The 25629-nt window shown below is 71.1% G+C and carries 22 protein-coding genes; 3 read left to right on the top strand and 19 right to left on the bottom strand.

The annotated features are described in order from the left end of the window. The 3 genes from ACFXDE_RS35610 to ACFXDE_RS35600 form a co-directional block, all read left to right on the top strand. On the top strand, positions 1-351 hold a 351-nt coding region (locus ACFXDE_RS35610; RefSeq protein ID WP_380498580.1), incomplete at its 5' end, for a DUF6542 domain-containing protein. After that, on the top strand, positions 344-2011 hold the full coding sequence (locus ACFXDE_RS35605) for an LCP family protein (protein ID WP_380498579.1): 1668 nt from the start codon (positions 344-346) through the stop codon (positions 2009-2011). The genes ACFXDE_RS35610 and ACFXDE_RS35605, both read left to right, overlap by 8 nt. A 155-nt stretch (positions 2012-2166) precedes the next feature. Beyond that, entirely contained in the window at positions 2167-2547 is a 381-nt protein-coding gene (locus tag ACFXDE_RS35600) for a VOC family protein (RefSeq protein WP_380498578.1), read from the top strand. Positions 2548-2622: 75 nt separating this feature from the next. Here the strand turns inward: ACFXDE_RS35600 and ACFXDE_RS35595 are convergent, their stop codons facing one another. The 19 genes from ACFXDE_RS35595 to ACFXDE_RS35505 form a co-directional block, all read right to left on the bottom strand. Further along, complete coding sequence (locus ACFXDE_RS35595; protein WP_380498577.1) at positions 2623-3678, bottom strand: 2-oxoacid:ferredoxin oxidoreductase subunit beta; 1056 nt, start codon at positions 3676-3678, stop codon at positions 2623-2625. Between the two features lie 73 nt (positions 3679-3751). After that, positions 3752-5731 (bottom strand): 2-oxoacid:acceptor oxidoreductase subunit alpha, encoded by a 1980-nt coding sequence (locus ACFXDE_RS35590; RefSeq protein ID WP_380498576.1) that lies wholly within the window; start codon positions 5729-5731, stop codon positions 3752-3754. A 214-nt stretch (positions 5732-5945) separates the two neighbouring features. Continuing rightward, positions 5946-6608 carry a response regulator gene (locus ACFXDE_RS35585; protein WP_380498575.1) on the bottom strand — a complete coding sequence of 221 codons (663 nt, stop codon included), beginning with the start codon at positions 6606-6608 and terminating at the stop codon, positions 5946-5948. Positions 6609-6727: 119 nt separating this feature from the next. Next, the gene (locus ACFXDE_RS35580) at positions 6728-7738 is read right to left on the bottom strand and encodes a polyprenyl synthetase family protein (RefSeq protein WP_380440042.1); all 1011 of its coding nucleotides are present in this window, start codon (positions 7736-7738) and stop codon (positions 6728-6730) included. 288 nt (positions 7739-8026) lie between these two features. Then, positions 8027-9649: an NADH-quinone oxidoreductase subunit NuoN gene (gene nuoN / locus ACFXDE_RS35575; RefSeq protein WP_380440066.1), complete on the bottom strand. Its 1623-nt coding sequence runs from the start codon at positions 9647-9649 to the stop codon at positions 8027-8029. Positions 9650-9660: 11 nt separating this feature from the next. Further along, positions 9661-11295, bottom strand: coding sequence for an NADH-quinone oxidoreductase subunit M (locus ACFXDE_RS35570; protein WP_380498574.1), 1635 nt, complete (start codon positions 11293-11295; stop codon positions 9661-9663). A gap of 34 nt (positions 11296-11329) precedes the next feature. Then, complete coding sequence (gene nuoL, locus ACFXDE_RS35565; RefSeq protein ID WP_380498573.1) at positions 11330-13225, bottom strand: NADH-quinone oxidoreductase subunit L; 1896 nt, start codon at positions 13223-13225, stop codon at positions 11330-11332. 13 nt (positions 13226-13238) lie between these two features. Then, positions 13239-13538: an NADH-quinone oxidoreductase subunit NuoK gene (gene nuoK / locus ACFXDE_RS35560; RefSeq protein ID WP_030060110.1), complete on the bottom strand. Its 300-nt coding sequence runs from the start codon at positions 13536-13538 to the stop codon at positions 13239-13241. Continuing rightward, positions 13535-14419 (bottom strand): NADH-quinone oxidoreductase subunit J, encoded by an 885-nt coding sequence (locus ACFXDE_RS35555; protein WP_380440037.1) that lies wholly within the window; start codon positions 14417-14419, stop codon positions 13535-13537. Before ACFXDE_RS35555 ends, nuoK begins: the two co-directional genes overlap by 4 nt. Continuing rightward, positions 14416-15018: an NADH-quinone oxidoreductase subunit NuoI gene (nuoI, locus tag ACFXDE_RS35550; RefSeq protein ID WP_380440035.1), complete on the bottom strand. Its 603-nt coding sequence runs from the start codon at positions 15016-15018 to the stop codon at positions 14416-14418. Before nuoI ends, ACFXDE_RS35555 begins: the two co-directional genes overlap by 4 nt. Before the next feature lie 6 nt (positions 15019-15024). Then, positions 15025-16356, bottom strand: a complete 1332-nt coding sequence (nuoH, locus tag ACFXDE_RS35545) for an NADH-quinone oxidoreductase subunit NuoH (protein WP_380440033.1) — start codon at positions 16354-16356, stop codon at positions 15025-15027. Next, a complete protein-coding gene (locus ACFXDE_RS35540) occupies positions 16353-18845 on the bottom strand; it encodes an NADH-quinone oxidoreductase subunit G (RefSeq protein WP_380498572.1) in 2493 nt (830 codons plus the stop codon). The genes nuoH and ACFXDE_RS35540 overlap by 4 nt, the downstream gene beginning before the upstream one ends. Continuing rightward, complete coding sequence (nuoF, locus tag ACFXDE_RS35535) at positions 18842-20203, bottom strand: NADH-quinone oxidoreductase subunit NuoF (RefSeq protein WP_380498570.1); 1362 nt, start codon at positions 20201-20203, stop codon at positions 18842-18844. Before nuoF ends, ACFXDE_RS35540 begins: the two co-directional genes overlap by 4 nt. Next, positions 20203-21042, bottom strand: a complete 840-nt coding sequence (gene nuoE, locus ACFXDE_RS35530) for an NADH-quinone oxidoreductase subunit NuoE (RefSeq protein ID WP_380498583.1) — start codon at positions 21040-21042, stop codon at positions 20203-20205. The genes nuoF and nuoE overlap by 1 nt, the downstream gene beginning before the upstream one ends. A gap of 17 nt (positions 21043-21059) precedes the next feature. After that, positions 21060-22457 carry an NADH-quinone oxidoreductase subunit D gene (locus ACFXDE_RS35525; protein WP_380498569.1) on the bottom strand — a complete coding sequence of 466 codons (1398 nt, stop codon included), beginning with the start codon at positions 22455-22457 and terminating at the stop codon, positions 21060-21062. Then, positions 22457-23170 carry an NADH-quinone oxidoreductase subunit C gene (locus ACFXDE_RS35520; RefSeq protein ID WP_380498568.1) on the bottom strand — a complete coding sequence of 238 codons (714 nt, stop codon included), beginning with the start codon at positions 23168-23170 and terminating at the stop codon, positions 22457-22459. Before ACFXDE_RS35520 ends, ACFXDE_RS35525 begins: the two co-directional genes overlap by 1 nt. Beyond that, on the bottom strand, positions 23167-23721 hold the full coding sequence (locus ACFXDE_RS35515) for a NuoB/complex I 20 kDa subunit family protein (protein ID WP_380440023.1): 555 nt from the start codon (positions 23719-23721) through the stop codon (positions 23167-23169). The genes ACFXDE_RS35520 and ACFXDE_RS35515 overlap by 4 nt, the downstream gene beginning before the upstream one ends. A 154-nt stretch (positions 23722-23875) precedes the next feature. After that, on the bottom strand, positions 23876-24235 hold the full coding sequence (locus ACFXDE_RS35510) for an NADH-quinone oxidoreductase subunit A (RefSeq protein ID WP_030060100.1): 360 nt from the start codon (positions 24233-24235) through the stop codon (positions 23876-23878). A 680-nt stretch (positions 24236-24915) separates the two neighbouring features. Beyond that, on the bottom strand, positions 24916-25611 hold the full coding sequence (locus ACFXDE_RS35505) for a response regulator (protein ID WP_380498567.1): 696 nt from the start codon (positions 25609-25611) through the stop codon (positions 24916-24918). Positions 25612-25629 lie beyond the last annotated feature (18 nt).

Here is a 25629-nt window from a genome sequence, read left to right as displayed (position 1 = left end):
GCGCTGGCCCTCGTCCTGCCCGCGCTCGGCGCGGCCGTCGACGAGCTCTCCGGCCCCGGCATGGGTTTCGCGTTCGCGGCCGGCGCCGTCCTCGGGACGGGCCTGGCGGCGGCGCTGAGCACCCGCAACGGCTGGTGGTGGGTGCTGTGCGCCTCGCCGCTGGTCGTCCTCGGCGTCACGGCCGCCGCCGAACTGGCGGCCGACGGCGACGCGTACAAGGGCAAGGCGCTGGCGACCGGCTCCGCGAAGTGGGTCGTCCACGGCTTTCCCGTGATGGCCGCGGCCGCAGGGGCGGCCGTGCTGGTGATCGTGGTCCGGGTGGTCCTGGACGGGAGGAAGCACCATGGCTGAGAACCCCGCCGGCGGCGAGGGCCGCGGCGCGGCCCGACGCGCCGCGCAGACCCCGAAGGCACCGGCCGCGCGCCGGTCGCCGCTGCTCATCGCCGGCCGCACGGCGGCCGTCTCCACGGCGCTCGCGGTCTTCGTGTCCAGCGGCGTGGTCTGGTACGAGTACACGTCCCTCACCGACGGCATGACGACGTCCAACGCCATCGCCGAGACGAAGAAGGACGCGCCCAAGCACCTGGACAACTCGGTCAACCTGCTGCTGATCGGCCTCGACAGCCGCAAGAACATGGACGGCACCGACCTGCCCCCGGAGTTCGTCCAGGACGAGCTGCACGCCGGCCACAGTTCCGACATCGGCGGTTACAACACCAACTCCCTGATCCTGCTGCACATACCGGCGGGCGGCGGCAAGGTCCAGGCCGTCTCCATCCCCCGCGACGACTACGTCATGACGTTCAAGGGCGACGGCACCCAGATGGGCATGGCCAAGATCAAGGAGGCCTACGGCAACGCCAAGGACAAGGCCACGCCCGCGCTCCAGGCCAAGGGCCTCAAGGGCGCGGACCTGGAGAAGGCCGGCCGCGACGCCGGGCGCGCGGCGACGATCCGCACCGTCCAGACCTTCCTGGACCAGCCGGTCGACCACGTCGCCGAGGTCAACCTGATGGGCTTCTACGACATCGCCAAGGCGGTGCAGCCGATCGACGTGTGCCTCACCCACGACACCAAGGACCCGGCGATCGAGGGCCAGGGCTCCGGCGCCGACTTCCACAAGGGCATCAACCACCTCAACGCCTCCCAGGCGCTGTCCTTCGTCCGCCAGCGGCACAACCTGGACGGCCCGGACGGGAACTCCGGCGACTTCGCCCGCACCCACCGCCAGCAGGCCTTCATCTCGTCCGTCACGCACAAGCTCAAGCAGGACGGCATCATCAGCGACCTGGGCAAGCTCAAGGACCTCTTCGGCGTCGTGCAGAAGGACCTGGTCATCGACAACCAGTGGAACGTCCTCGACTTCGCCCAGCAGGCGCCGGCCCTGACCGGCGGCAACGTCGAGTTCAACACCCTCACCTTCGACGGCTTCGGCAAGAAGAACGGCCAGGACGTCAACCTCGTCACCCCGTCCAAGATCCAGAAGGTGGTCAAGCAGGTGTTCGGCTACGCCGACGCCTCCGCGCCCGCGCCCGCACCCGGCGGCGGTCCGGGTGACTCGCCCACCACCGAGGCGGCCCCGCCCGCCCAGGCGCCGACGACGCCCGCCGCGGCCGAGGCCGCCACGGTGAACGTCTACGACGCCTCCCCCGTCAAGGGCGCCGGCGCGTCGGAGTCCAAGGCGCTCGTGGCGATGGGCTTCAAGGAGGGCAAGGTCCTCCAGGCGACGTCCAAGCCGAAGACCACCACCGTGGTCTACGGCAAGGGTGCCAAGGACGCCGCCGACCAGATCGCCGCCCGCTACGGCGTGACCGCCACCGAGTCGGCCTCCTCCTCGCCCGGCCACGTCACCGTCACCCTCGGCACCTCCTTCACGGGCGCGGCCGGCGACAAGCCCGCCGCCCCGGGCGCCGGCGCCTCGCAGGCTCCGGCCGACCCGGCCGCCGCCCTGCCGATGCAGGGCCCCGGTGTCGACGCCCAGTCCGACGGCGGCATCCCCTGCGTCTACTGACGCACCCCCACCCACCGCGCCGAAGGCGGGGCTCCCACCCGGGAGTCCCGCCTTCGGGCGTTTGCGGCCGACCCCTCGACACTTTCTCCGTACTATGTATAGTGTACTGCGTACGGGATAACCGTGCGCCCTGTTCCGAGGAGAGGTCCACCGCCGTGCAGATCACCGACTCCGTCGTCTCCCTGACCGTCCCGGACGTCTCCGCGTCCGCCGCCTTCCTCCAGCGGCACTTCGCCTACAGCGAGCTGATGTCCGCCGACGGCTTCGTCTCCCTCGGCCACCCGGGCGGGGGCGTCAACGTGGTGTTCCTCCGGCGCGGCATCGAGGTCCTGCCGGAGAGCTACCGCGACGACACCGCGGCCGGCGTGATCCTCGCGTTCACCGTCGCCGACGCCGCCGCCGAGCAGGAGCGCCTTCGCGGCGCGGGCGTGGGGATCACCATGGAACTGCGCCAGGAACCGTGGGGCGAGAAGCTGTTCCAGGTCACCGACCCGAACGGGGTCGTGATCGAGGTCGTGGAGTGGGTCCGGCAGTAACCGGCGGCGGGCACACCCGACGGCGCCCCCTCGACCGGCCGGGTCGAGGGGGCGCCGTCGCACGCGCGGAGGCCGTCAGTCGACCGTCCACGTGTCGTTGCCCGCCAGCAGCGTCGCGAGGTCGCCCGGGCCGCGGTGCGCCACCGCCGTCGCCAGCTGGTTCGCCATCAGCTCGTCGTACACCGGGCGCCGCACGTCCCGCAGCACCCCGATCGGGGTGTGGTGCAGCGTGTCCGCGTCCGCGATCCGCGACAGCGCGAACGCCGCCGTCGCACTCGCCGCGTGCGCGTCGTGCACCACCAGCGAACCCTCGTTGTCCGGCGTCACCGCCGCCGTGAACAGCTCGCCGTCCGGCCCCCGGAACACGCCCTGGCCGCCGTCCGCGCCGAAGCGCACCGGCGCGCCGTGCTCCAGCCGGATCAGCGCCTCGTCCCGGGTGCCCGGCTCCTTCAGCACCTCGAACGCGCCGTCGTTGAAGATGTTGCAGTTCTGGTAGATCTCCACCAGCGCCGTGCCCTCGTGCAGCGCCGCCGCCCGCAGCACCGACTGCAGGTGCTGGCGGTCGGAGTCGATCGTCCGCGCGACGAACGAGGCCTCCGCGCCGATCGCCAGCGACAGCGGGTTGAACGGGGCGTCCAGCGAACCCATCGGCGTCGACTTGGTGATCTTGCCGAGCTCGCTGGTCGGCGAGTACTGGCCCTTGGTCAGGCCGTAGATCCGGTTGTTGAACAGCAGGATCTTCAGATTGACGTTGCGGCGCAGCGCGTGGATCAGGTGGTTGCCGCCGATCGACAGCGCGTCGCCGTCACCCGTCACCACCCACACGCTCAAGTCCTGCCGCGACGAGGCCAGGCCCGTCGCGATCGCCGGCGCCCGACCGTGGATCGAGTGCACGCCGTAGGTGTTCATGTAGTAGGGGAAACGCGACGAACAGCCGATGCCGGAGACGAAGACGGTGTTCTCCCGTCTGATCCCCAGCTCCGGCATGAACGACTGCACGGCCGCCAGGATCGCGTAGTCCCCGCAGCCCGGGCACCAGCGCACCTCCTGGTCCGTCTTGAAGTCCTTCGCGGTCTGCCGCTCCTCGGTCTTCGGCACCAGGCGCAACGAGGGGAACTGCTGCTCGCTCATGCGCCCACCTCGCTGCGCTCGGCGGTCGCTTCGCGAAACACGCACCCCTTGATCGTTCGCTCGCTGCGCTCGCTCATCGGTGGTCCTCCTCGTCCAGGGTGCCGATCGCCGCCCACAGCACGTCCGCCAGCTGCGCCGCCTTGAACGGCAGACCGCGCACCTGGTTGTAGGACTCCGCGTCCACCAGGTACTTGGCGCGCAGCAGCAGCGCCAGCTGGCCGAGGTTCATCTCGGGGACGATGACCTTGTCGTAACTCCGCAGCACCGTGCCCAGGTTGGCCGGGAACGGGTTCAGGTGGCGCAGGTGCGCCTGGGCGATCTCGCCGCCGTCGGCCCGCACCCGGCGCACCGCCGCCGTGATCGGCCCGTACGTCGACCCCCAGCCGAGGACCAGCACCCGGGCCTCGCCGCTCGGATCGTCCACCTCGACCGGCGGCACCGCGATGCCGTCCACCTTGGCCTGCCGGGTGCGGACCATGAAGTCGTGGTTGGCCGGGTCGTAGGAGATGTTGCCGGTGCCGTCCTGCTTCTCGATGCCGCCGATGCGGTGCTCCAGGCCGGGGGTGCCGGGCAGCGCCCACGGGCGGGCGAGCGTCTTCGGATCCCGCTGGTAGGGCCAGAAGGCGCCGTCCTCGCGGTTCGGACCGGTCGCGAAGTCCGGCTCGATCAGCGGGAGTTCGTCCACCTCGGGGATCCGCCACGGCTCCGAGCCGTTGGCCAGGTAGCCGTCCGAGAGCAGGAACACCGGGGTGCGGTAGGTGACCGCGATCCGGGCCGCCTCCAGCGCCGCCGCGAAGCACTCGGCCGGCGTCGCCGGGGCGACGATCGGCACCGGCGCCTCCCCGTTGCGCCCGAACATCGCCTGGAGGAGGTCCGCCTGCTCGGTCTTGGTCGGCAGGCCGGTGGACGGGCCGCCGCGCTGGATGTCCACGACCAGCAGCGGCAGTTCGAGCGAGACGGCCAGGCCGATCGTCTCGCTCTTGAGCGCGACGCCGGGACCCGAGGTCGTCGTCACGCCGAGCGCGCCGCCGAAGGCCGCGCCCAGCGCCGCGCCGATGCCGGCGATCTCGTCCTCGGCCTGGAACGTCCGCACGCCGAAGTTCTTGTGCTTGCTCAGCTCGTGCAGGATGTCCGAGGCCGGGGTGATCGGGTACGAGCCGAGGTACAGCGGCAGCCCGGAGCGCTGGGCCGCGGCGATCAGGCCGTAGGACAGCGCGAGGTTCCCGGAGATGTTGCGGTAGCGGCCGGCCGGCAGCTTCGCCGGCGCCACCTCGTAGGAGACCGCGAAGGTCTCCGTCGTCTCGCCGAAGTTCCAACCCGCCCGGAACGCGCTGATGTTGGCCTCGGCGATCTGCGGCTTCTTCGCGAACTTGCCGCGCAGGAAGCTCTCGGTGCCGCCGGTGGGCCGGTGGTACATCCAGGACAGCAGGCCGAGGGCGAACATGTTCTTCGCCCGCTCGGCGTCCTTGCGGGCCAGGCCGCTGTCCTTGAGCGCCTCCAGCGTCAGCGTCGTCAGCGGCACCTTGTGCAGGTGGTAGGCCTCCAGCGAGCCGTCGGCGAGCGGGTCCGCGGCGTAGCCGACCTTGGCGAGGGCCCGCTTGGTGAACTCGTCGGTGTTGACGATGATCTCGGCGCCGCGCGGCAGGTCCGCCAGGTTCGCCTTGAGGGCGGCCGGGTTCATCGCGACCAGGACGTTCGGGGCGTCGCCGGGGGTCAGGATGTCGTGGTCGGCGAAGTGCAGCTGGAAGGACGAGACTCCCGGCAGGGTGCCGGCGGGGGCCCGGATCTCGGCGGGGAAGTTCGGCAGGGTGGAGAGGTCGTTGCCGAAGGACGCCGTCTCGGAGGTGAACCGGTCACCGGTCAGCTGCATCCCGTCGCCGGAGTCGCCCGCGAACCGGATGATCACCCGGTCCAGGCGGCGGACCGGCTTGGCGTGTCTGCGCTGCGCACTGGCCGGCACGGCCGCGCCGGGGCGGCCGTCACCGGGACCCGAACGGTTCTCGTCGCCGTCCGAGCCGTCCACTGCCTCTGACTGATCGACCTGACTGGTCACTGCCGCGGACCTCCTCGTGGGCACGCCACCGCGGGCGCGACCCTGTGCCCCGTCCGCCTGGTGCACCTCTGGCATCCTATGCGCGCGCAACCGGCCGGGGCCGGAACTCCCGCGTGCGGCGGGAAATGACCGGTGCGCGCCCACAGCACCGTCAACGCGCGGCGGCCGGAGATCATTCCGGCCGCCGGCCCCGGCCCGATCCGCAGGACGGGCCCTACGAGTTGATGTAGGTCAGCACGGCGAGCACCCGGCGGTGGTCCCCGGGGCTCTGGGCCAGGCCGAGCTTGAGGAAGATGTTGCTGACGTGCTTCTCGACCGCGCCGTCGGACACCACGAGCTGGCGCGCGACCGCCGCGTTGGTGCGGCCCTCGGCCATGAGGCCGAGCACCTCGCGCTCGCGCGGGGTCAGATTGGCCAGAACGTCGCCCTTGCGGCTGCGGCTGAGCAGCTGCTGCACGACCTCCGGGTCGAGCGCGGTGCCGCCCTCGGCGACCCGCAGCACCGCGTCGGCGAACTCGCGCACCTCGGCGACGCGGTCCTTCAGCAGGTAGCCGACGCCCCGGGTGGATCCGGCCAGGAGTTCGGAGGCGTAGCGCTCCTCCACGAACTGTGACAGCACCAGCACGCCCAGCTGCGGGTAGCGGCCGCGCAGCTCGACGCACGCGCGCAGGCCCTCGTCGGTGTGCGAGGGCGGCATCCGCACGTCGGAGACGACGACGTCGGGCAGGTCGCCGGCGTCGGCCAGGTCGTGGACGGTCTTGAGCAGGGCGTCGCCGTCCCCGACGCCCGCGACGACCTCCAGGCCGCGGTCGGTGAGCAGCCGGGTCAGGCCCTCCCGCAGCAGTACGGAGTCCTCGGCGATGACGACGCGGCGCATGGCGACCTTCCGGCAGGGGTGAGCTGACGGGCCCAGTCTTCCCTATCGGGGCGGCGTCGCGCCGGGGGTTGCCGGGCCCGGTCCGGGGCTCGCGGCCCCGGACCGGCGGTCCCGGTGCGTCACATGGTGCGGATGGCCACCGAGTCGCAGAGGGCTTCGAGGGCGGCCTTGGCCGCGCAGTCCGGCAGCGGGGCGAGCAGGGCGCGGGCGTCCTCGGCCTGGCGCAGGGTCTCGCGGCGGGCGAGCTCCAGCGCCGGGTGGCGGCGCAGCAGGCGCAGCGCCTCGGCGTGCAGGTCGTCGTCGGCGAGGTCCTGGTCGAGCAGTTCGCGCAACCGGGTGTCCTCGGGGTCGGCGGGGTCGGCGGGCATGCCCTGGAGGAGCAGGGTGGGCAGGGTCGGCACGCCCTCGCGCAGGTCGGTGCCGGGGGTCTTGCCGGACTCGTGGCCGTCGCTGGCGATGTCGAGGACGTCGTCGGCGAGCTGGAAGGCGATGCCGATGCGCTCGCCGAACTCGCTGAGGGTCTCCACCACGCGCGCCTCGGCGCCGGCCATCAGCGCTCCTATCTTGCAGGAGGCGGCGATCAGCGATCCGGTCTTGCCGGCGAGGACGGCCAGGTAGTGGGCGAGCTGGTCGCCGTCCGGGCCGGGGCCGCGGGTCTCCAGGATCTGGCCGGTGACGAGGCGCTCGAAGGCGTCGGCCTGCAGCCGGACGGCCTCGGGGCCGAGGTCGGCCAGGACCTGGGAGGCGCGGGAGAAGAGGAAGTCGCCGGTGAGGATGGCCACCGAGTTGTCCCAGCGGGAGTTGGCGCTGGGGGCGCCGCGGCGCACGGGGGCCTCGTCCATGACGTCGTCGTGGTAGAGCGTGGCCAGGTGGGTGAGCTCGACGACGACCGCGGCCGGCACGACGCCGGGCGCGCCGGGGTCGCCGAACTGGGCGGACAGCAGGAGCAGCAGCGGGCGGAAGCGCTTGCCGCCGGCCTCGATCAGGTGGCTGGCGGTGACGGTGATGAACGGGACGTCGCTCTTGACGGCCTCGGCGAGCGCCGTCTCCACCGCGTCCAGTCCGGCCTGGACGTCCCGGGTCAGGTCGCGGTCCTGCACGCTGAGCCCGAAGGGTCCCACGACGGTCACGAAGACCACTCCTCTGTCCCTGGTCGATCTAGCGGCCTGGTCCCTGAGTGCCGCCGCTGGCCATACAGGCAGGGTATCCGGTCACGAGTGGATCACTGCACGGGCGTGCGGATCCTGTCGTGATCGGGCCGGAGTTGCAGGTCAGGGCGGCTGCGGGAGCGCTCGGGCGCCGGATGTGAATGCGGCTGGAAATAAGGGCTGCTGCACCTTCCGGGGCGGCGGCGGGACAACCGCGTCCGGGCCGCGCCCCGCGGGGGGCGGCCCGGACGCCGCGGGAGTCTCCCGGCCTCAGCGGACGAAGAGCGCGGCCTTCGAGGCGAGGTCCAGGAAGTACTGCGGCAGCACCCCGAGGACGACGGTGACGAGCACCCCGACGCCGATCGCGGTCGCCGTGAAGGCGCTCGGGATCGCGACCGTCGGGCCGCCGGGCTGCGGGTCGGAGAAGAACATCAGGACGATGACCCGGATGTAGAAGAACGCGGCCACCGCCGAGCTCAGCACACCGACGATGACCAGCGGCGTCGCGCCGCCGGCCGCCGCCGCCTGGAACACCGCGAACTTCCCGGTGAACCCGGAGGTCAGCGGGATGCCGGCGAAGGCCAGCAGGAACAGCGCGAACACCGCCGCGACCAGTGGGGAGCGCCGGCCGAGGCCGGCCCAGCTGGACAGGTGGGTCGCCTCGCCCTTGGAGTCGCGCACGAGGGTGACGACGGCGAACGCGCCGAGCGTCACGAAGGAGTAAGCGAGCAGGTAGAACAGCACCGAGCCGAGGCCCTGCTTGTTGGTGGCGATCACGCCGGTGAGGATGAACCCGGCGTGCGCGATCGAGGAGTAGGCGAGCAGGCGCTTGACGTCCTGCTGCGTGACCGCGAGCACCGCGCCGACCACCATCGTCAGGATCGCCACGCCCCACAGCACCGGCCGCCAGTCCAGGCGCAGCCCGGGGAAGGCGACGTAGAACAGGCGCAGGAACGCGCCGAAGGCCGCGACCTTCGTGGCCGCCGCCATGAACCCGGTGACGGGGGTCGGCGCGCCCTGGTACACGTCCGGGGTCCAGGCGTGGAACGGCACGGCGCCGACCTTGAAGAGCAGGCCGACGGCGAGCATCGCGAGGCCGATCAGCAGCAGCGTGTCGGTGCGGGTGCTGCTGAGCAGCGCCGGGTTGGTCATGGCCTTGCCGGAGATGACGTCGGCGATGTCGCCGAGCTTCACGCTGCCCGCGTAGCCGTACAGCAGGGCGGTGCCGAACAGGAAGAACGCCGAGGCGAAGGCGCCGAGCAGGAAGTACTTGACGGCCGCCTCCTGGGAGAGCAGCCGGCGGCGCCGGGCCAGCGCGCACAGCAGGTACAGCGGCAGCGAGAAGACCTCCAGCGCGACGAACATCGTCAGCAGGTCGTTCGCGGCCGGGAAGAGCAGCATGCCGCCGACGGCGAACAGGGTCAGCGGGAAGACCTCGCTGGTGGCGAAGCCGGCCCGGACCGCGGCCCGCTCCTGCTCGCCGCCGGGGGTGGCGGCGGCCTGCGCGGCGAACGCGTCGGCCGGCAGTCCGCCGGCCCTGGGCTCCAGGCGCCGCTCGGCGTACGTCAGCACGGCGACGGCGGCGACCAGGACGATGACGCCCTGGAGGAACAGCGCCGGGCCGTCCATCGCCACCGACTCCATGGCGAGCAGGTCCATCCTGGTGGTGCCGTGGCCCTGGGCGGCGAGCACCACGATCGCGGTGAACGCACCGGCCAGGCCGGTGAGCGCGAGGACCACCTGCGTCCAGTGCCGCAAGCGGCGCGGCACGAAGGCCTCGACCAGGACGCCGGCCACGGCGGCGCCGAACACCACCAGCATCGGGGAGAGTTGGCCGTACTCCAGGTGCGGCGCGGGGATGCTCGGGGTGGAGCCGCCGGCGGCGGCGAGCATGCCGGTGGTGCTCACTTCTGCTCACCTCCTGAGGTGGCGGCGACCGGGTGGGCCGGCGCCGGGTCGGTCTCGTGGACCTGCGAGAGCGTCGCGTTCACCGCCGGGTTGACGATGTCGGTCAGCGGCTTGGGGTAGACGCCGAGCAGGATCGTCAGCGCCACCAGCGGGGCGACGACGGCCACTTCGCGGACCTTGAGGTCCGGCATGCCGGTGACCTCCGCCTTCACCGGGCCGGTCATCGTGCGCTGGTAGAGCAGCAGCGCGTACAGCGCGGCCAGGACGATGCCGAAGGTCGCGACGATCCCGATCGCCGGGTAGCGGGTGAACGTGCCGACCAGGACGAGGAACTCGCTGACGAACGGGGCGAGGCCGGGCAGCGACAGGGTGGCGAGGCCGCCGAGCAGGAACGTCCCGGCGAGCACCGGGGCGACCTTCTGCACGCCGCCGTAGTCGGCGATCAGGCGCGAGCCGCGGCGCGAGATCAGGAAGCCGGCCACCAGCATCCACGCGGCGGTGGAGATGCCGTGGTTCACCATGTACAGGGTGGCGCCGCTCTGGCCCTGGCTGGTCAGCGCGAAGATGCCCATGATGATGAAGCCGAAGTGCGAGATCGAGGCGTACGCGACCAGGCGCTTGATGTCCTTCTGGCCGATCGCGAGCAGTGCGCCGTAGACGATCCCGATCACCGACAGCACGAGGATCGCCGGGGCGAAGGTCTTCGAGGCGTCGGGGAACAGGCCGAGGCAGAAGCGCAGCATCGCGAAGGTGCCGACCTTGTCGACCACGGCGGTGATCAGCACCGCCGTGCCGGCGGTGGCCTCGCCCATCGCGTTCGGCAGCCAGGTGTGCAGCGGCCACAGCGGGGCCTTCACCGCGAAGGCGAAGAAGAAGCCGAGGAACAGCGCCTTGGAGGCGGTGCCGCTGAACTGCAGCTTGCCGTCGGCCACGGCCGAGGCGAGGGTCGGCAGGTCGAAGGTCGCGAGGCCCTGGTCCTGCGCGATCACGTACAGGCCGATCACGGCGGCGAGCATCACCAGGCCGCCGAGCAGGTTGTACAGCAGGAACTTGACGGCCGCGTAGGAGCGCTGGCGCGCCGCGTCGGGACCGCCGGCCCGGTCCCCGAAGCCGCCGATCAGGAAGTACATCGGGATCAGCATGGCTTCGAAGAACACGTAGAACACGAACACGTCGGTGGCGTAGAAGGAGACGAGGACCATCGCCTCCACGGCCAGGATCAGGGCGAAGAAGCCCTGGGTGCGGCGCCGCTGCTCAAAGGTGTCGGGGTCGAACGTGCCGTCGGGCGCGGCGGGCGCAGGATCCGCGTCGTGCCAGGAGGCGAGCATCACGATCGGCACGAGCACGGCGGTCAGCAGGGCCAGCACCGCGCCGATGCCGTCCACGCCGAGCGAGAAGGTGATGCCGAAGGAGCGGATCCAGCTGTGGGACTCGGTCAGCTGGTAGCGGTCGCCGTGCGGGTCGAACCGCACGGCCACCAGGGCGGCCAGCGCCAGCGCGACGGCCGAGGTGCCGAGCGCGACGGCCTTGGTCGTGGTGCGCCGCGCCTCGGTGGACCCGGCGGGCATCGCGGCGGTCAGCACCGCGCCGGCCGCCGGGACCGCGCACGTGGCGGTCAGGAGGACACTCATGCCCCGCCTCCCCGAGGGTGTTCTGGACGAGTCATCAGACGGACCTCATCAGGAGAGTCGTGGCGACCAGCACCAGCGTGCCGCCGAACATGGAGAGCGCGTAGGAGCGGACGAAGCCGTTCTGGACCCGCCGCAGCCGCCCGGAGATCCCGCCGATCGTGGCGGCCAGGCCGTTGACGAAGCCGTCCAGGCCGCGGCTGTCGAAGTAGACGAGCGTCGCGGCGAGCGCCGAGCCGGGCCGCACCAGGACGGCGTGGTTGAAGTCGTCCTGGAGCAGGTCGCGGCGGGCGGCCCGGGTGAGCGGGGAGCCGACCGGCGGCACCACGGGGACGGAGCCGCGCCCGTACATCGCGTACGCGAGGCCGACACCGGCCAGCATGCAGGCGGTGGTCAGCAGCGTGACGGTCAGCGACGTGAGCGGGGAGTTCCCCTCGGCGTGGCCGGTGACCGGCTCCAGCCAGGTGAGGAACGAGTCGTTCAGGACGAACAGCCCGCCCGCGAACACCGAGCCGAAGGCCAGCAGCACCATCGGGACCGTCATCGTCTTCGGCGACTCGTGCGGGTGCGGGGCGTCGCCGTTGGCATCGGGCTGCCAGCGCTTCTCGCCGAAGAACGTCAGCACCATCACGCGCGTCATGTAGAAGGCGGTGACGGCCGCACCGGTCAGCGCGCACAGGCCGAGGATCCAGCCCTCGGTGCCGCCCTTGGCGAACGCCGCCTCGATGATCCTGTCCTTGGAGAAGAAGCCGGACAGCCCGGGGAAGCCGATGATCGCGAGGTAGCCCAGGCCGAAGGTGACGAAGGTGACCGGCATGTACGCGCGCAGGCCGCCGTAGTGGCGCATGTTCACCTCGTCGTTCATGCCGTGCATGACCGACCCGGCCCCGAGGAACAGCCCGGCCTTGAAGAAGCCGTGCGTCACCAGGTGCATGATCGCGAAGGCGTAGCCGATCGGACCGAGGCCGGCCGCGAGGATCATGTAGCCGATCTGCGACATCGTCGACCCGGCCAGCGCCTTCTTGATGTCGTCCTTCGCGCACCCGACCACCGCACCGAACAGCAGCGTGACCGCGCCGACCACCACCACGGCGGTCTGGGCGTCCGGCGCCAGGTTGAAGATCGCCGCGGAGCGGGTGATCAGGTAGACGCCGGCCGTCACCATCGTCGCCGCGTGGATCAGCGCCGACACCGGGGTCGGGCCCTCCATCGCGTCGCCGAGCCAGGACTGCAGCGGCACCTGCGCCGACTTGCCGCAGGCCGCCAGCAGCAGCATCAGGCCGATCGCCGTCAGCCGGCCCTCGCTCGCCCGGCCCGCCCCGGCGAAGACCGGGTCGAAGGCGAAGGAGCCGAACTCCACGAACATGAGCATGATCGCGATCGACAGGCCCATGTCGCCGACGCGGTTGACGATGAACGCCTTCTTCGCCGCCGTCGCCGCACTCGGCTTGTGCTGCCAGAACCCGATCAGCAGGTAGGACGCGAGGCCCACGCCCTCCCAGCCGAAGTACAGCAGCAGGTAGTTGTCCGCGACCACCAGCAGCAGCATGGCGGCGACGAACAGGTTCAGGTACGCGAAGAAGCGGCGGCGGCGCTCGTCGTGCGCCATGTAGCCGACCGAGTAGAGGTGGATGAGCGTGCCGACACCCGTGATCAGCAGCACGAACGTCATCGACAGCTGGTCCAGCCGGAACGAGACGTCCGCCTGGAAGCCGTTCACCGGCACCCAGCTGAACAGGTGCGTCGTCACCGCCCGGTGCTCGGCGTCACGGCCGAGCATGTCCGAGAACAGCGCCAGGCCGAAGCCGAACGAGAGCGCGGCGAGCGCCGTGGCCAGCCAGTGGCCGAACCGGTCCAGCGCCCGCCCGCCGAGCAGCAGCAGGGCGGCGCCGGCCAGCGGGGCTGCCACCAGCAGCGGAATGAGAGAGTTCACCGAGGCCCTCCGCCTACAGCTTCATCAGATTGCTGTCGTCGACCGAAGCGGAGTGCCTGGTCCGGAAGATCGAGACGATGATCGCGAGGCCCACCACGACCTCGGCCGCCGCGACCACCATCGTGAAGAACGCGATGATCTGGCCGTCCAGCGTGCCGTGCAGCCGCGAGAACGTCACCAGCGCCAGGTTCGAGGCGTTCAGCATCAGCTCCACGCACATGAACAGCACGATCGCGTTGCGCCGGATCAGCACCCCGGCCGCGCCGATGGTGAACAACAGCGCCGCCAGATACAGGTAGTTGACCGGATTCACTCCGCGCCCTCCTCGGCCTCGTGGTTCGGCACCGGCTCCAGGGACTTGCGCGGACCGGCCACCGCCGGCCGCTCCGACGACGGACGGCCCAGCCAGTCCGCGGTCGTGTTCTCCAGCTCCGCCATCCGGCGCAGCATGTCCTGGCTCACGTCCCGCACCTGGCCGCGCTCGCGCAGCGTCGCCATCACCGAGTCCTCGGCCACCGAGCCGTCCGGCAGCAGCGCCGGAACGTCCACCGCGTTGTGCCGCGCGTACACGCCCGGCGCCGGCAGCGGCGGCACCTGGATGTTGTCCCGCACCCGCTGCGCCGCCAGCTCGCGCTGCGTCTTCGGCGCCTTCACGTGCTCGCGGTGCGTCAGCACCATCGCACCGATCGCCGCCGTGATCAGCAGCGCGCCGGTGACCTCGAACGCCCACACGTACTTCGTGAAGATCAGCCGCGCCAGACCCGGCACGTTGCCCTCCGCGTTCGCGCCCTGCAGGCCCGTGAAGTGGTCCAGCTTCGCGTTCGCGATGCCCGCGACCAGCAGCACCCCGAAGCCCAGCCCGCACACCACCGCCGCGAACCGCTGGCCCTTCAACTGCTCCTTCAGCGAATCCTCGCTCGTGACGCCGACCAGCATCACCACGAACAGGAACAGCATCATGATCGCGCCGGTGTAGACGACGATCTGCACCACACCCAGGAACACCGCGCCCTGCGCCATGTAACAGACCGCCAGCGCCAGCATCGTGGCCGCCAGGCACAGCGCGCTGTGCACCGCCTTGCGCATCAGCAGCATGCCGAGCGCGCCACCGACCGCCACCACCGCCAGCACCCAGAACTGGACGGCCTCACCCGTCGAGGTCGTCCCGGCCGCATCCGCCAGAACCGTCGTCACGGCCGCACCTCCTTCTCCCGGTCGGTGCGCTCCTGCTGGACCGTCCCCGGCGCCGCCGCCGTGATCTCGCCCCGGTAGTACGCGCCCTCGTCGGCGCCCGGGAAGATCGCGTGCGGCGAATCGACCATGCCCTCGGACAGCCCCACCAGCAGCTGCTCCTTGGTGAAGATCAGGTCCTTGCGCGAGGAGTCCGCCAGCTCGTACTCGTTCGTCATCGTCAGCGCCCTCGTCGGACACGCCTCGATGCACAGCCCGCACAGGATGCAGCGCGCGTAGTTGATCTGGTACACCACGCCGTAGCGCTCACCGGGCGAGTACCGCTCGTCGTCCCGGTTGTCCGCGCCCTCGACGTAGATCGCGTCGGCCGGGCACGCCCACGCGCACAACTCACAGCCCACGCACTTCTCCAGCCCGTCCGGATGACGGTTCAACTGGTGACGGCCGTGGAAGCGCGGCGCCGTCGGCTTCTTCTCCTCCGGATACTGCTCCGTCAGCCGCTTCTTGAACATGGCCCGGAACGTCACGCCGAAACCGGCGGCCGGGCCCAGGACCGACGGCCGGTCGGTCCTCTCCGGACGGTCCGTGTGGTCGGACGACATCGCGGATCAGCTCCCCTCGGAATGGTCGGACCCGTTCAAGGCGTCCTGGAGTTGCTTCGGCGCCCGGCTGCGCCGGCGCGGAACGGGCGGCAGCACCTGGCCCGGCAACGGCGGCACCGGGTACCCGCCCGCCATCGGGTCGAACTCGCCGGACTGCTCGGGAACCTCGGGCTCCGGCTGCTTGCGCACGAAGTCCCGCAGCAGCGCCAGCAGCAGGACCACGCCCACCGGCGCGCCCACGTACAGCACCACCTCGCCGAAGCCGTACCCCTCGTTGCGCAGCGCCCGCACGCTCGCGATCAGCACCAGCCACACCAGCGAGACCGGGATCAGCACCTTCCAGCCCAGCTTCATGAACTGGTCGTAGCGCAACCGCGGCAGCGTGCCGCGCAGCCAGATGAAGAAGAACAGCAGCAACTGGATCTTCAGCGTGATCCACAGCATCGGCCACCAGCCGTGGTTCGCGCCCGCCCAGAACACCGACACCGGCCACGGCGCCCGCCAGCCGCCCAGGAACAGCGTCGACGCCACCGCCGACACCGTCACCATGTTCACGTACTCGGCCAGCATGAACATCGCGAACTTCAGCGACGAGTACTCGGTGTTGAACCCGCCCACCAGCTCGCCCTCGGCCTCCGGCAGGTCGAACGGCGCCCGGTTCGTCTCACCCACCATCGCGACGATGTACACGATGAACGACACCGGCAGCAGCGCCGCGAACCACGTCGAGTGCTGCTGCGCCACGATCTCCGACGTCGACATCGACCCCGAGTAGATGAACACCGCCGCGAACGACAGGCCCATCGCGATCTCGTAGCTGATCATCTGCGCCGACGAGCGCAGCCCGCCCAGCAACGGGTACGTCGAACCGGAGGACCAGCCCGCCAGCACGATCCCGTAGATGCCCACCGAGGCCGTCGCCAGGATGTACAGCAGCGCCACCGGGAAGTCCGTCAGCTGCATCGCCGTCCGGGTCCCGAAGATCGACACCTCGTTGTCGGCCGGCCCGAACGGGATCACCGCGAACGCCATGAACGCCGGGATCGCGCACACGATCGGAGCAAGGACGTAGACCACCTTGTCCGAGCCCTTGACCACCAGGTCTTCCTTCAGCGCCAGCTTCACGCCGTCCGCCAGCGACTGCAGCAGACCCCACGGCCCGTGCCGGTTCGGCCCGATGCGCAACTGCATCCAGGCCACCACCTTGCGCTCCCACACGATGGCGATCAGCACCGTGAGCACCAGGAACGCGAAGCAGAACACCGCCTTCAGCAGCACCAGCCACCACGGGTCGTGGCCGAAGAACCGGAGCATCTCGTACGGCTGCGGATTGTTCATCGGTCCTCCCCTTCGGCGTCCGAGCCCGCCGCAGCGGGAACGGCGTCGGCGGCGGCGATCGTGACCAGATGGCCGACGGCGGTCCCGAGCGTGCGGTGCGCACCGCCCGGAGTCGAGTTGAGCGGGATCCACACCGTCCGGTCCGGCAGCGACTCGGTGACCTCCAGCGGCAGCGTCAGCGAACCCGCCGGGCCCGTCAGCCGCAGCGCGCCGCCCTGCCGCGCGCCGACCTCCCGCGCCGTCACCGGCGACACCCGGGCCACCGCCCGGTGCCGGGTGCCCGCCAGGTGCGGATCACCCTCCTGCAGCGTCCCGTTGTCCAGCAGCTGGCGCCAACCCGCCAGCACCGCCTGCCCCGTCGCCGGACGCGGCAGCAGGCCCGGGTGCGCGGCCGGATCGGCCGCCCGGTCCCCGGCCCACGGCGCGAACCCGTCCAGCTCCAGGCGCGCGGCCCGCACGTCCGGCAGGCCCAGCCGGTGCCCCAGCGCGTCCGCCAGCATGGTCAGCACCCGCACGTCCGAATGAAGGTGACGGCCCGTCAACTGATCGGCCTTGAGCGCCGGCTCGAACATCCGCACCCGGCCCTCCCAGTCCAGGAACGTCCCGGCCTTCTCCGCCACCGCCGCCACCGGCAGCACCACGTCCGCACGCGCCGTCACCGCCGACGGGCGCAGCTCCAGCGACACCACGAACGGCACCGCCGCCAACGCCTCGTCCGCCAGCGCCGGATCCGCCAGGTCGTCCGGATCCACCCCGCCGACCAGCAGCGCGTCCAGCTCGCCGCGCGCCGCCGCCGCCAGGATCTGGTCCGTGTCCCGGCCCACCCGCGAGGGCAGCTCCGCCACACCCCACAACGCCGCCGCCTGCGCCCGCGCCGCCGGAGCGGCCACCGGACGCCCACCGGGCAACAACCCCGGCAGCGCGCCCGCCTCCACCGCACCCCGCTCACCGGCCCGGCGCGGCACCCAGGCGATCCGCGCCCCCGTCGCGTGCGACAGCCGCAGCACCGACGTCAGCGCCCCCGGGATCGCGGCCAACCGCTCACCCACCAGCACCACCGCACCCGGCCGGCGCAACAACTCCGCCGCCTGCCCCGCCTCGTCGCTCAACGGCTCGTCCGCCGCCAGCGCCCCGAACCACTCCGGCTCCGTCCCCGGCGCCGCCGGCAGCAGCACACCACGCAGCTTCGCCAGCCCCCGCGACGCGAACGCCGCCACCGAGTACACCTTCAAGCCCTTGGCGCGACTCGCCTTCCGCAACCGCAGGAAGACGATCGGCGACTCCTCCTCCGGCTCCAGACCCGCCAGCAACACCACCGGCGCCTGCTCCAACTGCTCGTACGTGACGCCCCCGCCGTCCACGTCCACACCACGCCCGGCGACGGCCGCGGCCAGGAAATCCGCCTCCTCACCACTGTGCGGACGCACCCGGAAGTCCACGTCGTTCGTACCCAGCACCACGCGCGCGAACTTCGCGTAGCCGTACGCGTCCTCGACCGTCACCCGGCCACCGGCCAGCACACCCGCCCGCGCACCGCGCAGACCCTCGGCCGCCCGCGCCAGCGCCTCCGGCCACGACGCCGCCACCAACTCGCCGTCCACCCGCACCAGCGGCGTCGACAACCGGTCCCGCAGCTGCGCGTACCGGAACGCGAACCGGCCCTTGTCGCAGTTCCACTCCTCGTTCACCGCCGGGTCCTCACCCGCCAGCCGGCGCAACACCTTGCCCCGACGGTGATCGGTGCGCTGCGCGCACCCCGCCGAACAGTGCTCGCACACACTCGGCGACGACACCAGGTCGAACGGACGCGAGCGGAAACGATAAGCCGCCGACGTCAGCGCCCCCACCGGACAGATCTGGATCGTGTTCCCCGAGAAGTACGACTCGAAGTCGTCCCCCTGGCCCGTCCCCACCTGCTGCAGCGCACCGCGCTCCACCAGATCGATGAACGGATCACCCGCGATCTGCTGCGAGAAACGCGTGCAGCGGGCGCACAGGACACAGCGCTCCCGGTCCAGCAGCACCTGGCTGCTGATCGGCAGCGGCTTCGCGTACGTCCGCTTCATCCCTTCAAATCGGGAGTCCGCCGCGCCGCTGCTCATCGCCTGGTTCTGCAAGGGGCACTCGCCACCCTTGTCACACACCGGGCAGTCCAGCGGATGGTTGATCAGCAACAGCTCCATCACGCCGCGCTGCGCCTTCTCCGCCACCGGCGAACTCAGCTGCGTGCGCACCACCATGCCCTCGGCCACCGGGATCGTGCAGGAGGCCACCGGCTTGCGCTGGCCCTCGATCTCCACGATGCACTGCCGGCACGCGCCGGCCGGATCCAGCAGCGGATGGTCGCAGAAGCGCGGGATCTGGGTGCCGATCGCCTCGGCCGCCCGGATCACCAACGTCCCCTTGGGGACCTGCACTTCGACGCCGTCGATGGTGAGCGTGACCAGTTCGACCGCCGTGTCGGAGGCGGTCGGCTCCGTGATCGTCACGCGTGCACCTCCCTCTCGGTGGCGGACTGGTGGCCGGGGCGGGGGCCGTCGGCCCAGACGGTGGACGCGGCCGGGTCGAACGGGCAGCGGCGCTCGGCCAGGTGCCGCTCGTACTCGGCCCGGAAGTGCTGGAGCGAGGACACGATCGGGCTCGCCGCGCCGTCGCCCAGGGCGCAGAACGACTTGCCGTTGATGTTGTCGGCGATGTCGAGGAGCTTCTCCAAGTCCCCCTCGACGCCCTCGCCGGCCTCGATCCGCTTGAGCAACTGGACGAGCCAGTAGGTGCCTTCGCGGCACGGCGTGCACTTGCCGCACGACTCGTGCGCGTAGAACTCGGTCCAGCGGGTGACGGCCCGCACCACGCAGGTCGTCTCGTCGAACACCTGCAGCGCCTTCGTGCCGAGCATCGACCCGGCCGCTCCGACGCCCTCGTAGTCCAGCGGGACGTCCAGGTGCTCGTCGGTGAACATCGGGGTCGACGAGCCGCCCGGCGTCCAGAACTTCAGCCGGTGCCCCGCGCGGATCCCCCCGCTCAGGTCCAGCAGCTGGCGCAGCGTGACGCCCAGCGGCGCCTCGTACTGGCCCGGGTTGGTCACGTGGCCAGACAGCGAGTAGAGCGTGAAGCCCGGGGACTTCTCGGTGCCCAGGCCCTTGAACCACTCCTTGCCCCGGGCCAGGATCGGCGGCACCGAGGCGATCGACTCCACGTTGTTGACCACCGTCGGGCACGCGTACAGGCCCGCGATCGCCGGGAACGGCGGGCGCAGGCGCGGCTGGCCGCGGCGGCCCTCCAGCGAGTCCAGCAGGGCCGTCTCCTCGCCGCAGATGTAGGCCCCGGCGCCCGCGTGCACGGTGATGTCGAGGTTCACGCCCGAGCCCATGATGTCGCGGCCCAGCAGACCCGCCGCGTACGCCTCGGCCACCGCCGCGTGCAGGCGCCGCAGCACCGGCACGACCTCGCCGCGCAGGTAGACGAACGCGTGGTCGCAGCGGATCGCGTAGGACGCGATGATCATGCCCTCGATGAGCGAGTGCGGGTTCGCGAACAGCAGCGGGATGTCCTTGCAGGTGCCCGGCTCCGACTCGTCCGCGTTCACCACCAGGTAGTGCGGCTTGCCGTCGTTCTGCGGGATGAACTGCCACTTCATGCCGGTCGGGAAGCCGGCGCCGCCGCGGCCGCGCAGGCCGGAGTCCTTGACCAGGGCGATCACGTCGTCCGGCGGCATCGCGAGGGCGGCCTTCAGGCCCTCGTAGCCGTGGTGGCGGCGGTAGGTGGCGAGCGTCCACGGGCGGCTGTCGTCCCAGGAGGCCGACAGGACGGGGGTGAGCAGCTTCTCGGCCGGCTCGGCGGAGGTCATCACGCTTCGGTCCCTTCCTGGCCGGGGTGGTTGCGGTCGGGGTCGCCGTGGCCCGGGTCGCCGCGCTCGGGGTCGCCGTGGCCCGGGTCGCCGTGGCCGGCCTCCGGGTGGTCGGGGTCGTTGCGCTCGGGCTCCTCGTGGCGCGGGGAGACGACCCTGGTGCCGCCGTTGCCGGGCAGGGCCTCGCCCCTCGCCAGGCGCAGACCCACCAGCGACGGCGCCCCGCCGGCGCCGGACTCGTCGTTGGCGCCCGGGCGCTCGTCGGGGAAGCCCGCCAGGATGCGGGCCGTCTCCTTGAAACCGCACAGCCGGGCGCCGCGGGTGGGCCTGACCTCGCGGCCCGCGCGCAGGTCGTCCACCAGCCGCCGGGCGCTCTCCGGGGTCTGGTCGTCGAAGAACTCCCAGTTGACCATCACCACGGGCGCGTAGTCGCAGGCCGCGTTGCACTCGATGTGCTCGATCGAGACCTCGCCGTCCGCGGTCGTCTCGTTGTTGCGGATGCCCAGGTGCTCCTGGAGCTCGTCGAAGATCTGGTCGCCGCCGAGCACCGCGCACAGCGTGTTGGTGCACACCCCGACGTGGTACTTCCCGGCCGGGCGCCGCCGGTACATCGTGTAGAACGTGGCGACCGCGGTGACCTCGGCGGTCGTCAGGTCCAGCTGCTCGGCGCAGAACCGGATGCCGGTCGGGCTGACGAAGCCCTCCTCGGCCTGCACCAGGTGCAACAGCGGCAGCAGCGCCGAACGGGCCACCGGGTAGCGGCCGATCAGCTCCGCGGCGTCCGCGGCCAGCCGGGCGCGCACCTCCTCGGGGTACGGCTTCGCCGGCAGCGCCGGCAGTCCGAGCTCGACATTGGTCACCGGTCCACGCCTCCCATCACCGGGTCGATCCCGGCCACCGCGACGATCACGTCGGCGACCTGGCCGCCCTCGCACATCGCCGCCATCGACTGCAGATTGGTGAACGACGGATCCCTGAAGTGGACCCGGTACGGGCGCGTCCCGCCGTCGCTGACCACGTGCACGCCCAGTTCGCCCTTCGGCGACTCGACCGCCGCGTACGCCTGGCCGACCGGGACCCGGAAGCCCTCGGTGACCAGCTTGAAGTGGTGGATCAGGGCCTCCATCGAGGTGCCCATGATCTTGCGGATGTGGTCGAGCGAGTTGCCCATCCCGTCCGGGCCGACCGCCAGTTGGGCCGGCCAGGCGATCTTCTTGTCGGCCACCATGACCGGGCCCGGGCGCAGCCGCTCCAGGCACTGGTCGACGATCCGCAGCGACTGGCGCATCTCCTCCAGGCGGATCAGGAAGCGGCCGTAGGAGTCGGCGGTGTCCGCGACCGCCACCTCGAAGTCGTAGTCCTCGTAGCCGCAGTACGGGTCGGTCTTGCGCAGGTCGTGCGGCAGGCCCGTGGCGCGCAGGATCGGGCCGGTGGCGCCGAGGGCCAGGCAGCCGGGCAGGTCCAGGAAGCCGACGTCCACCAGGCGCGCCTTGAACACCGGGTTGCCGGTCGCCAGTTTGTCGTACTCGTGCATCCGGGAGCGCAGCAGCTTGACCGCCTCGCGGATCTGGTCGACGGCGCCGGGCGGCAGGTCCTGGGCGAGGCCGCCGGGGCGCACGTACGCGTGGTTCATGCGCAGGCCGGTGACCAGCTCGAAGACGTCCAGGATCAGCTCGCGGTCGCGGAAGCCGTAGATCATCAGGGTGGTGGAGCCGATCTCCATGCCACCGGTGGCGAGGCAGACCAGGTGCGAGGCGATCCGGTTCAGCTCCATCATCATCACGCGGATGACGCTCGCCCGGTCCGGGACGTCCGCGGTGATGCCGAGCAGCTTCTCCACCGCGAGGCAGTAGGCGGTCTCGTTGAACAGCGGCGTCAGGTAGTCCATCCGGGTCACGAAGGTGGTGCCCTGGACCCAGCTGCGGAACTCCATGTTCTTCTCGATGCCGGTGTGGAGGTAGCCGATGCCGCAGCGGGCTTCCTTCACCGTCTCGCCGTCGATCTCCAGGATCAGCCGCAGCACGCCGTGCGTGGACGGGTGCTGGGGGCCCATGTTGACGATGATGCGTTCGTCGTCGGCCCGGCCGACCGCTTCGACGACCTCGCCCCAGTCGCCGCCGGTGACGGTGAAGACGCGGCCCTCGGTGGTCTCGCGGGCCCCGGCGTGGGCTGCCTCGGGGGTTTCTCCGTGGGCTTCTTTGCGGGCTTCTCCGCGGGCCTCTTCGCGGGCCCCTTCGTGGTGCTGAGTGCTCATCAGCTGTACGACCTCCGCTGGTCGGGCGCCGGGATCTGGGCACCCTTGTACTCGACGGGGATGCCGCCGAGCGGGTAGTCCTTGCGCTGCGGGTGGCCCAGCCAGTCGTCGGGCATCATGATCCGGGTCAGCGCCGGGTGGCCGTCGAAGACCAGGCCGAAGAAGTCGTAGGCCTCGCGCTCGTGCCAGTCGTTCGTCGGGTAGACGCTCACCACCGACGGGACGCGCGGGTCGGCGTCCGGCGCGGTGACCTCCAGCCGGATCAGCCGGCCGTGGGTGATCGAGCGCAGGTGGTAGACCGCGTGCAGCTCGCGGCCCTTGTCGCCGGGGTAGTGCACGCCGCTCACGCCGAGGCACAGCTCGAAGCGCAGCGCCGGGTCGTCGCGCAGGACCCGGACCGTGCGCAGGAGGTGCTCGCGCTCGACGTGGAAGGTCAGCTCGCCGCGGTCGACGACCGTCTTCTCGATCACGTCCACCGGGTCCAGGCCCTGCTCCTCCAGGGCGCCCTCCAGCTCGTCGGCGACCTCGTCGAACCAGCCCCCGTACGGGCGTTCGCTCGGACCGGGCAGCACCACCGGAGCGGCGAGGCCGCCGAAACCGGACGTGTCGCCGCTGCCCTGGGCGCCGAACATGCCCTGGCGGCGGCCGACCACCTCGACCGGGATCTCGCGCACCGGCTGCTCGCGGCGGGTCTCGGGTACCTGGTCGTTCATCGCAGCTGCCCTCCCATCTCGCTGACGGGGGTGGCCTGCAGGGCGAGCGCCTCGCCGAGCTCCTCGGCCCGGCGGCGGTTCACGCCCAGCGGCTCGTGCTGGATCTTGTCGTGCAGCTTCAGGATCGCGTCCAGCAGCATCTCCGGGCGCGGCGGACAACCGGGCAGGTAGATGTCCACCGGGACGATGTGGTCGACGCCCTGCACGATCGCGTAGTTGTTGAACATCCCGCCGGAGGAGGCGCAGACGCCCATCGAGATGACCCACTTCGGGTTGGGCATCTGGTCGTACACCTGGCGCAGTACCGGGGCCATCTTCTGGCTCACCCGGCCCGCGACGATCATCAGATCGGCCTGCCTCGGAGAGCCGCGGAAGACCTCCATGCCGAACCGGGCCAGGTCGTAGCGGCCGGCGCCGGTGGTCATCATCTCGATCGCGCAGCAGGCCAGGCCGAAGGTGGCCGGGAACAGTGACGCCTTGCGCACCCAGCCCGCGGCCGCCTCCACGGTCGTGAGCAGAAAGCCGCTCGGCAGCTTCTCCTCGATTCCCATCAGATCCCTCTCAATGCCTCAAGTCCGGTGGTTCATCGGCCGGTTCTGGCTCATCCGCTCGGCGGAGGTCGTTCGTCCGACGGAGCTTGTCCGCTCGTTCACAAGGGGTCGCGAGGACGCCCGGCGGACCGCCGACGGGTGGGCGGGCCCGCGCTCAGTCCCACTCCAGGCCGCCGCGCCTCCACACGTAGGCGTAGGCGACGAAGACGGTGGCGATGAACAGGAGCATCTCGACCAGTCCGAAGATCCCGAGGGCGTCGAACGTCACCGCCCACGGGTAGAGGAAGACGATCTCGATGTCGAAGACGATGAAGAGCATCGCCGTCAGGTAGTACTTGATCGGGAACCGACCGCCGCCCACGGGCTGCGGGGTCGGCTCGATGCCGCACTCGTACGCCTCCAACTTGGCCCGGTTGTAGCGCTTGGGGCCGGTGAGTGAGGCCATCACGACGGAGCCGACCGCGAACGCCGCCGCGATGGCACCGAGTACGAGGATCGGCGCGTAGGCATTCATAGCCCCCGCTCCCTCCGTCCAGTCGTCCTTGACTGCAGATCGGAACCGGCGGGTCACGCTGAGGTGAACCCGCGCTCCAGTTCCCGAGATCCACCTCATGTGAGGCAGTTCACAAAGCCTGGAACGAGCGCATCCTATGCCTGTCGGCTTGTGATCTGCGACACGCAGTTCGCCGGGATCTTTGTGATCTACGACACCCCTGGAATGAGGGCGAATGCGAACATGCCCAGTTTTGTCAACGCAAAGCAGTCAAATGGTCACAACCAGTCGCATTTACTTGTGAAGCGGCAGGTCAGGGCCTCGCTCCTATATCAACTATGCTCCGGCAGAGGCAAATTTCCGGGCGCTATGTTGACGTGTTATAGCGGCTCACTCGCAGGGGTGGCCGGGGGGTGAACGCTCGCTTGACCCTTCGTTCACAAGCGCGCGAATGCCTTCTTGGGGCTTCCCCCTCCCCCTCCCCCCACCCCGCCCGCCGCCCGCCGCCCACCGCCCGCCCAACCATCGCCCGTTTCGCGCTGGGCCATGCCTGGCCCAGCGCGCGGCACCCCGACCTCCGCGCGCTCCCTCTGCCCCGGGCCCGCGTCCCGTGCCCCGCTCGCCCTTGCGCCCTTGTGCCCTCGCGCCCTCGCCTCTGCCTCTGCCTCTGCCTCTGCCTCTGCCTCTGCCTCTGGCCCCGGCTACCGGATGCCGGCTGCCTGTTCCCAGACCCACGCCGCGATGCCCACCCGGTTACGGGCATCGAGCTTGCGCTGGATGTTGGCGAGATGGTTCTTCACCGTGCCCGGTGAAATGAACAGTCCTGCTCCGATCTCGGCATTCGTCGCGCCGTCCGCCACCAGTTCCGCGATCTCCCTTTCCCTCGTGGTCAGTTCATCGGCCGGGCCGATCGTCGTCAGTGCCGCCGCAGCGGCTGCGGCGCCCGGACCCGGCTTCGGCTCCGCGCCCGGAAGCGCCATGTGCTTCAGGAGCCGGACGGTGATCTGTGGGCTGATCAACGCGTCCCCGGCCATCGCGGCCCGCACCGCCTCGATCAGCAGCACCGGCCCCGAGCGCTTCAGCAGGAACCCGGCCGCCCCGTACCGCAGTGCCGTGTGCACGTAGTCGTCCAGGTCGAAGGTGGTCACCACGATCACCTTGCACTCGTCGGCCAGCTGCCGGGTCACCTCCAGCCCGTCGAGCTTCGGCATCCGGATGTCCGCGAGCACCACGTCCGGTCGCAGCCTCCGTGCCTCCGCCACTGCTGCGGCGCCATCCGCGGCCTCCGCCACCACCACCATGTCCGGCTGCACGTCCAGGATCATCCGGAACGCGCTCCGGACATCCGCCTGGTCGTCCGCGATCAGGATCCGGACCGGCCCTGCGCTACTGCCCATTCCCGTACCTCCCCGTTT

Origin of the sequence: Kitasatospora sp. NPDC059408, from assembly GCF_042751525.1 — a bacterium.
Classification (GTDB): domain Bacteria; phylum Actinomycetota; class Actinomycetes; order Streptomycetales; family Streptomycetaceae; genus Kitasatospora.
The sequence above is the reverse complement of the archived record's forward strand: the minus strand, read 5'-3'. Positions and strand labels throughout refer to the sequence as shown.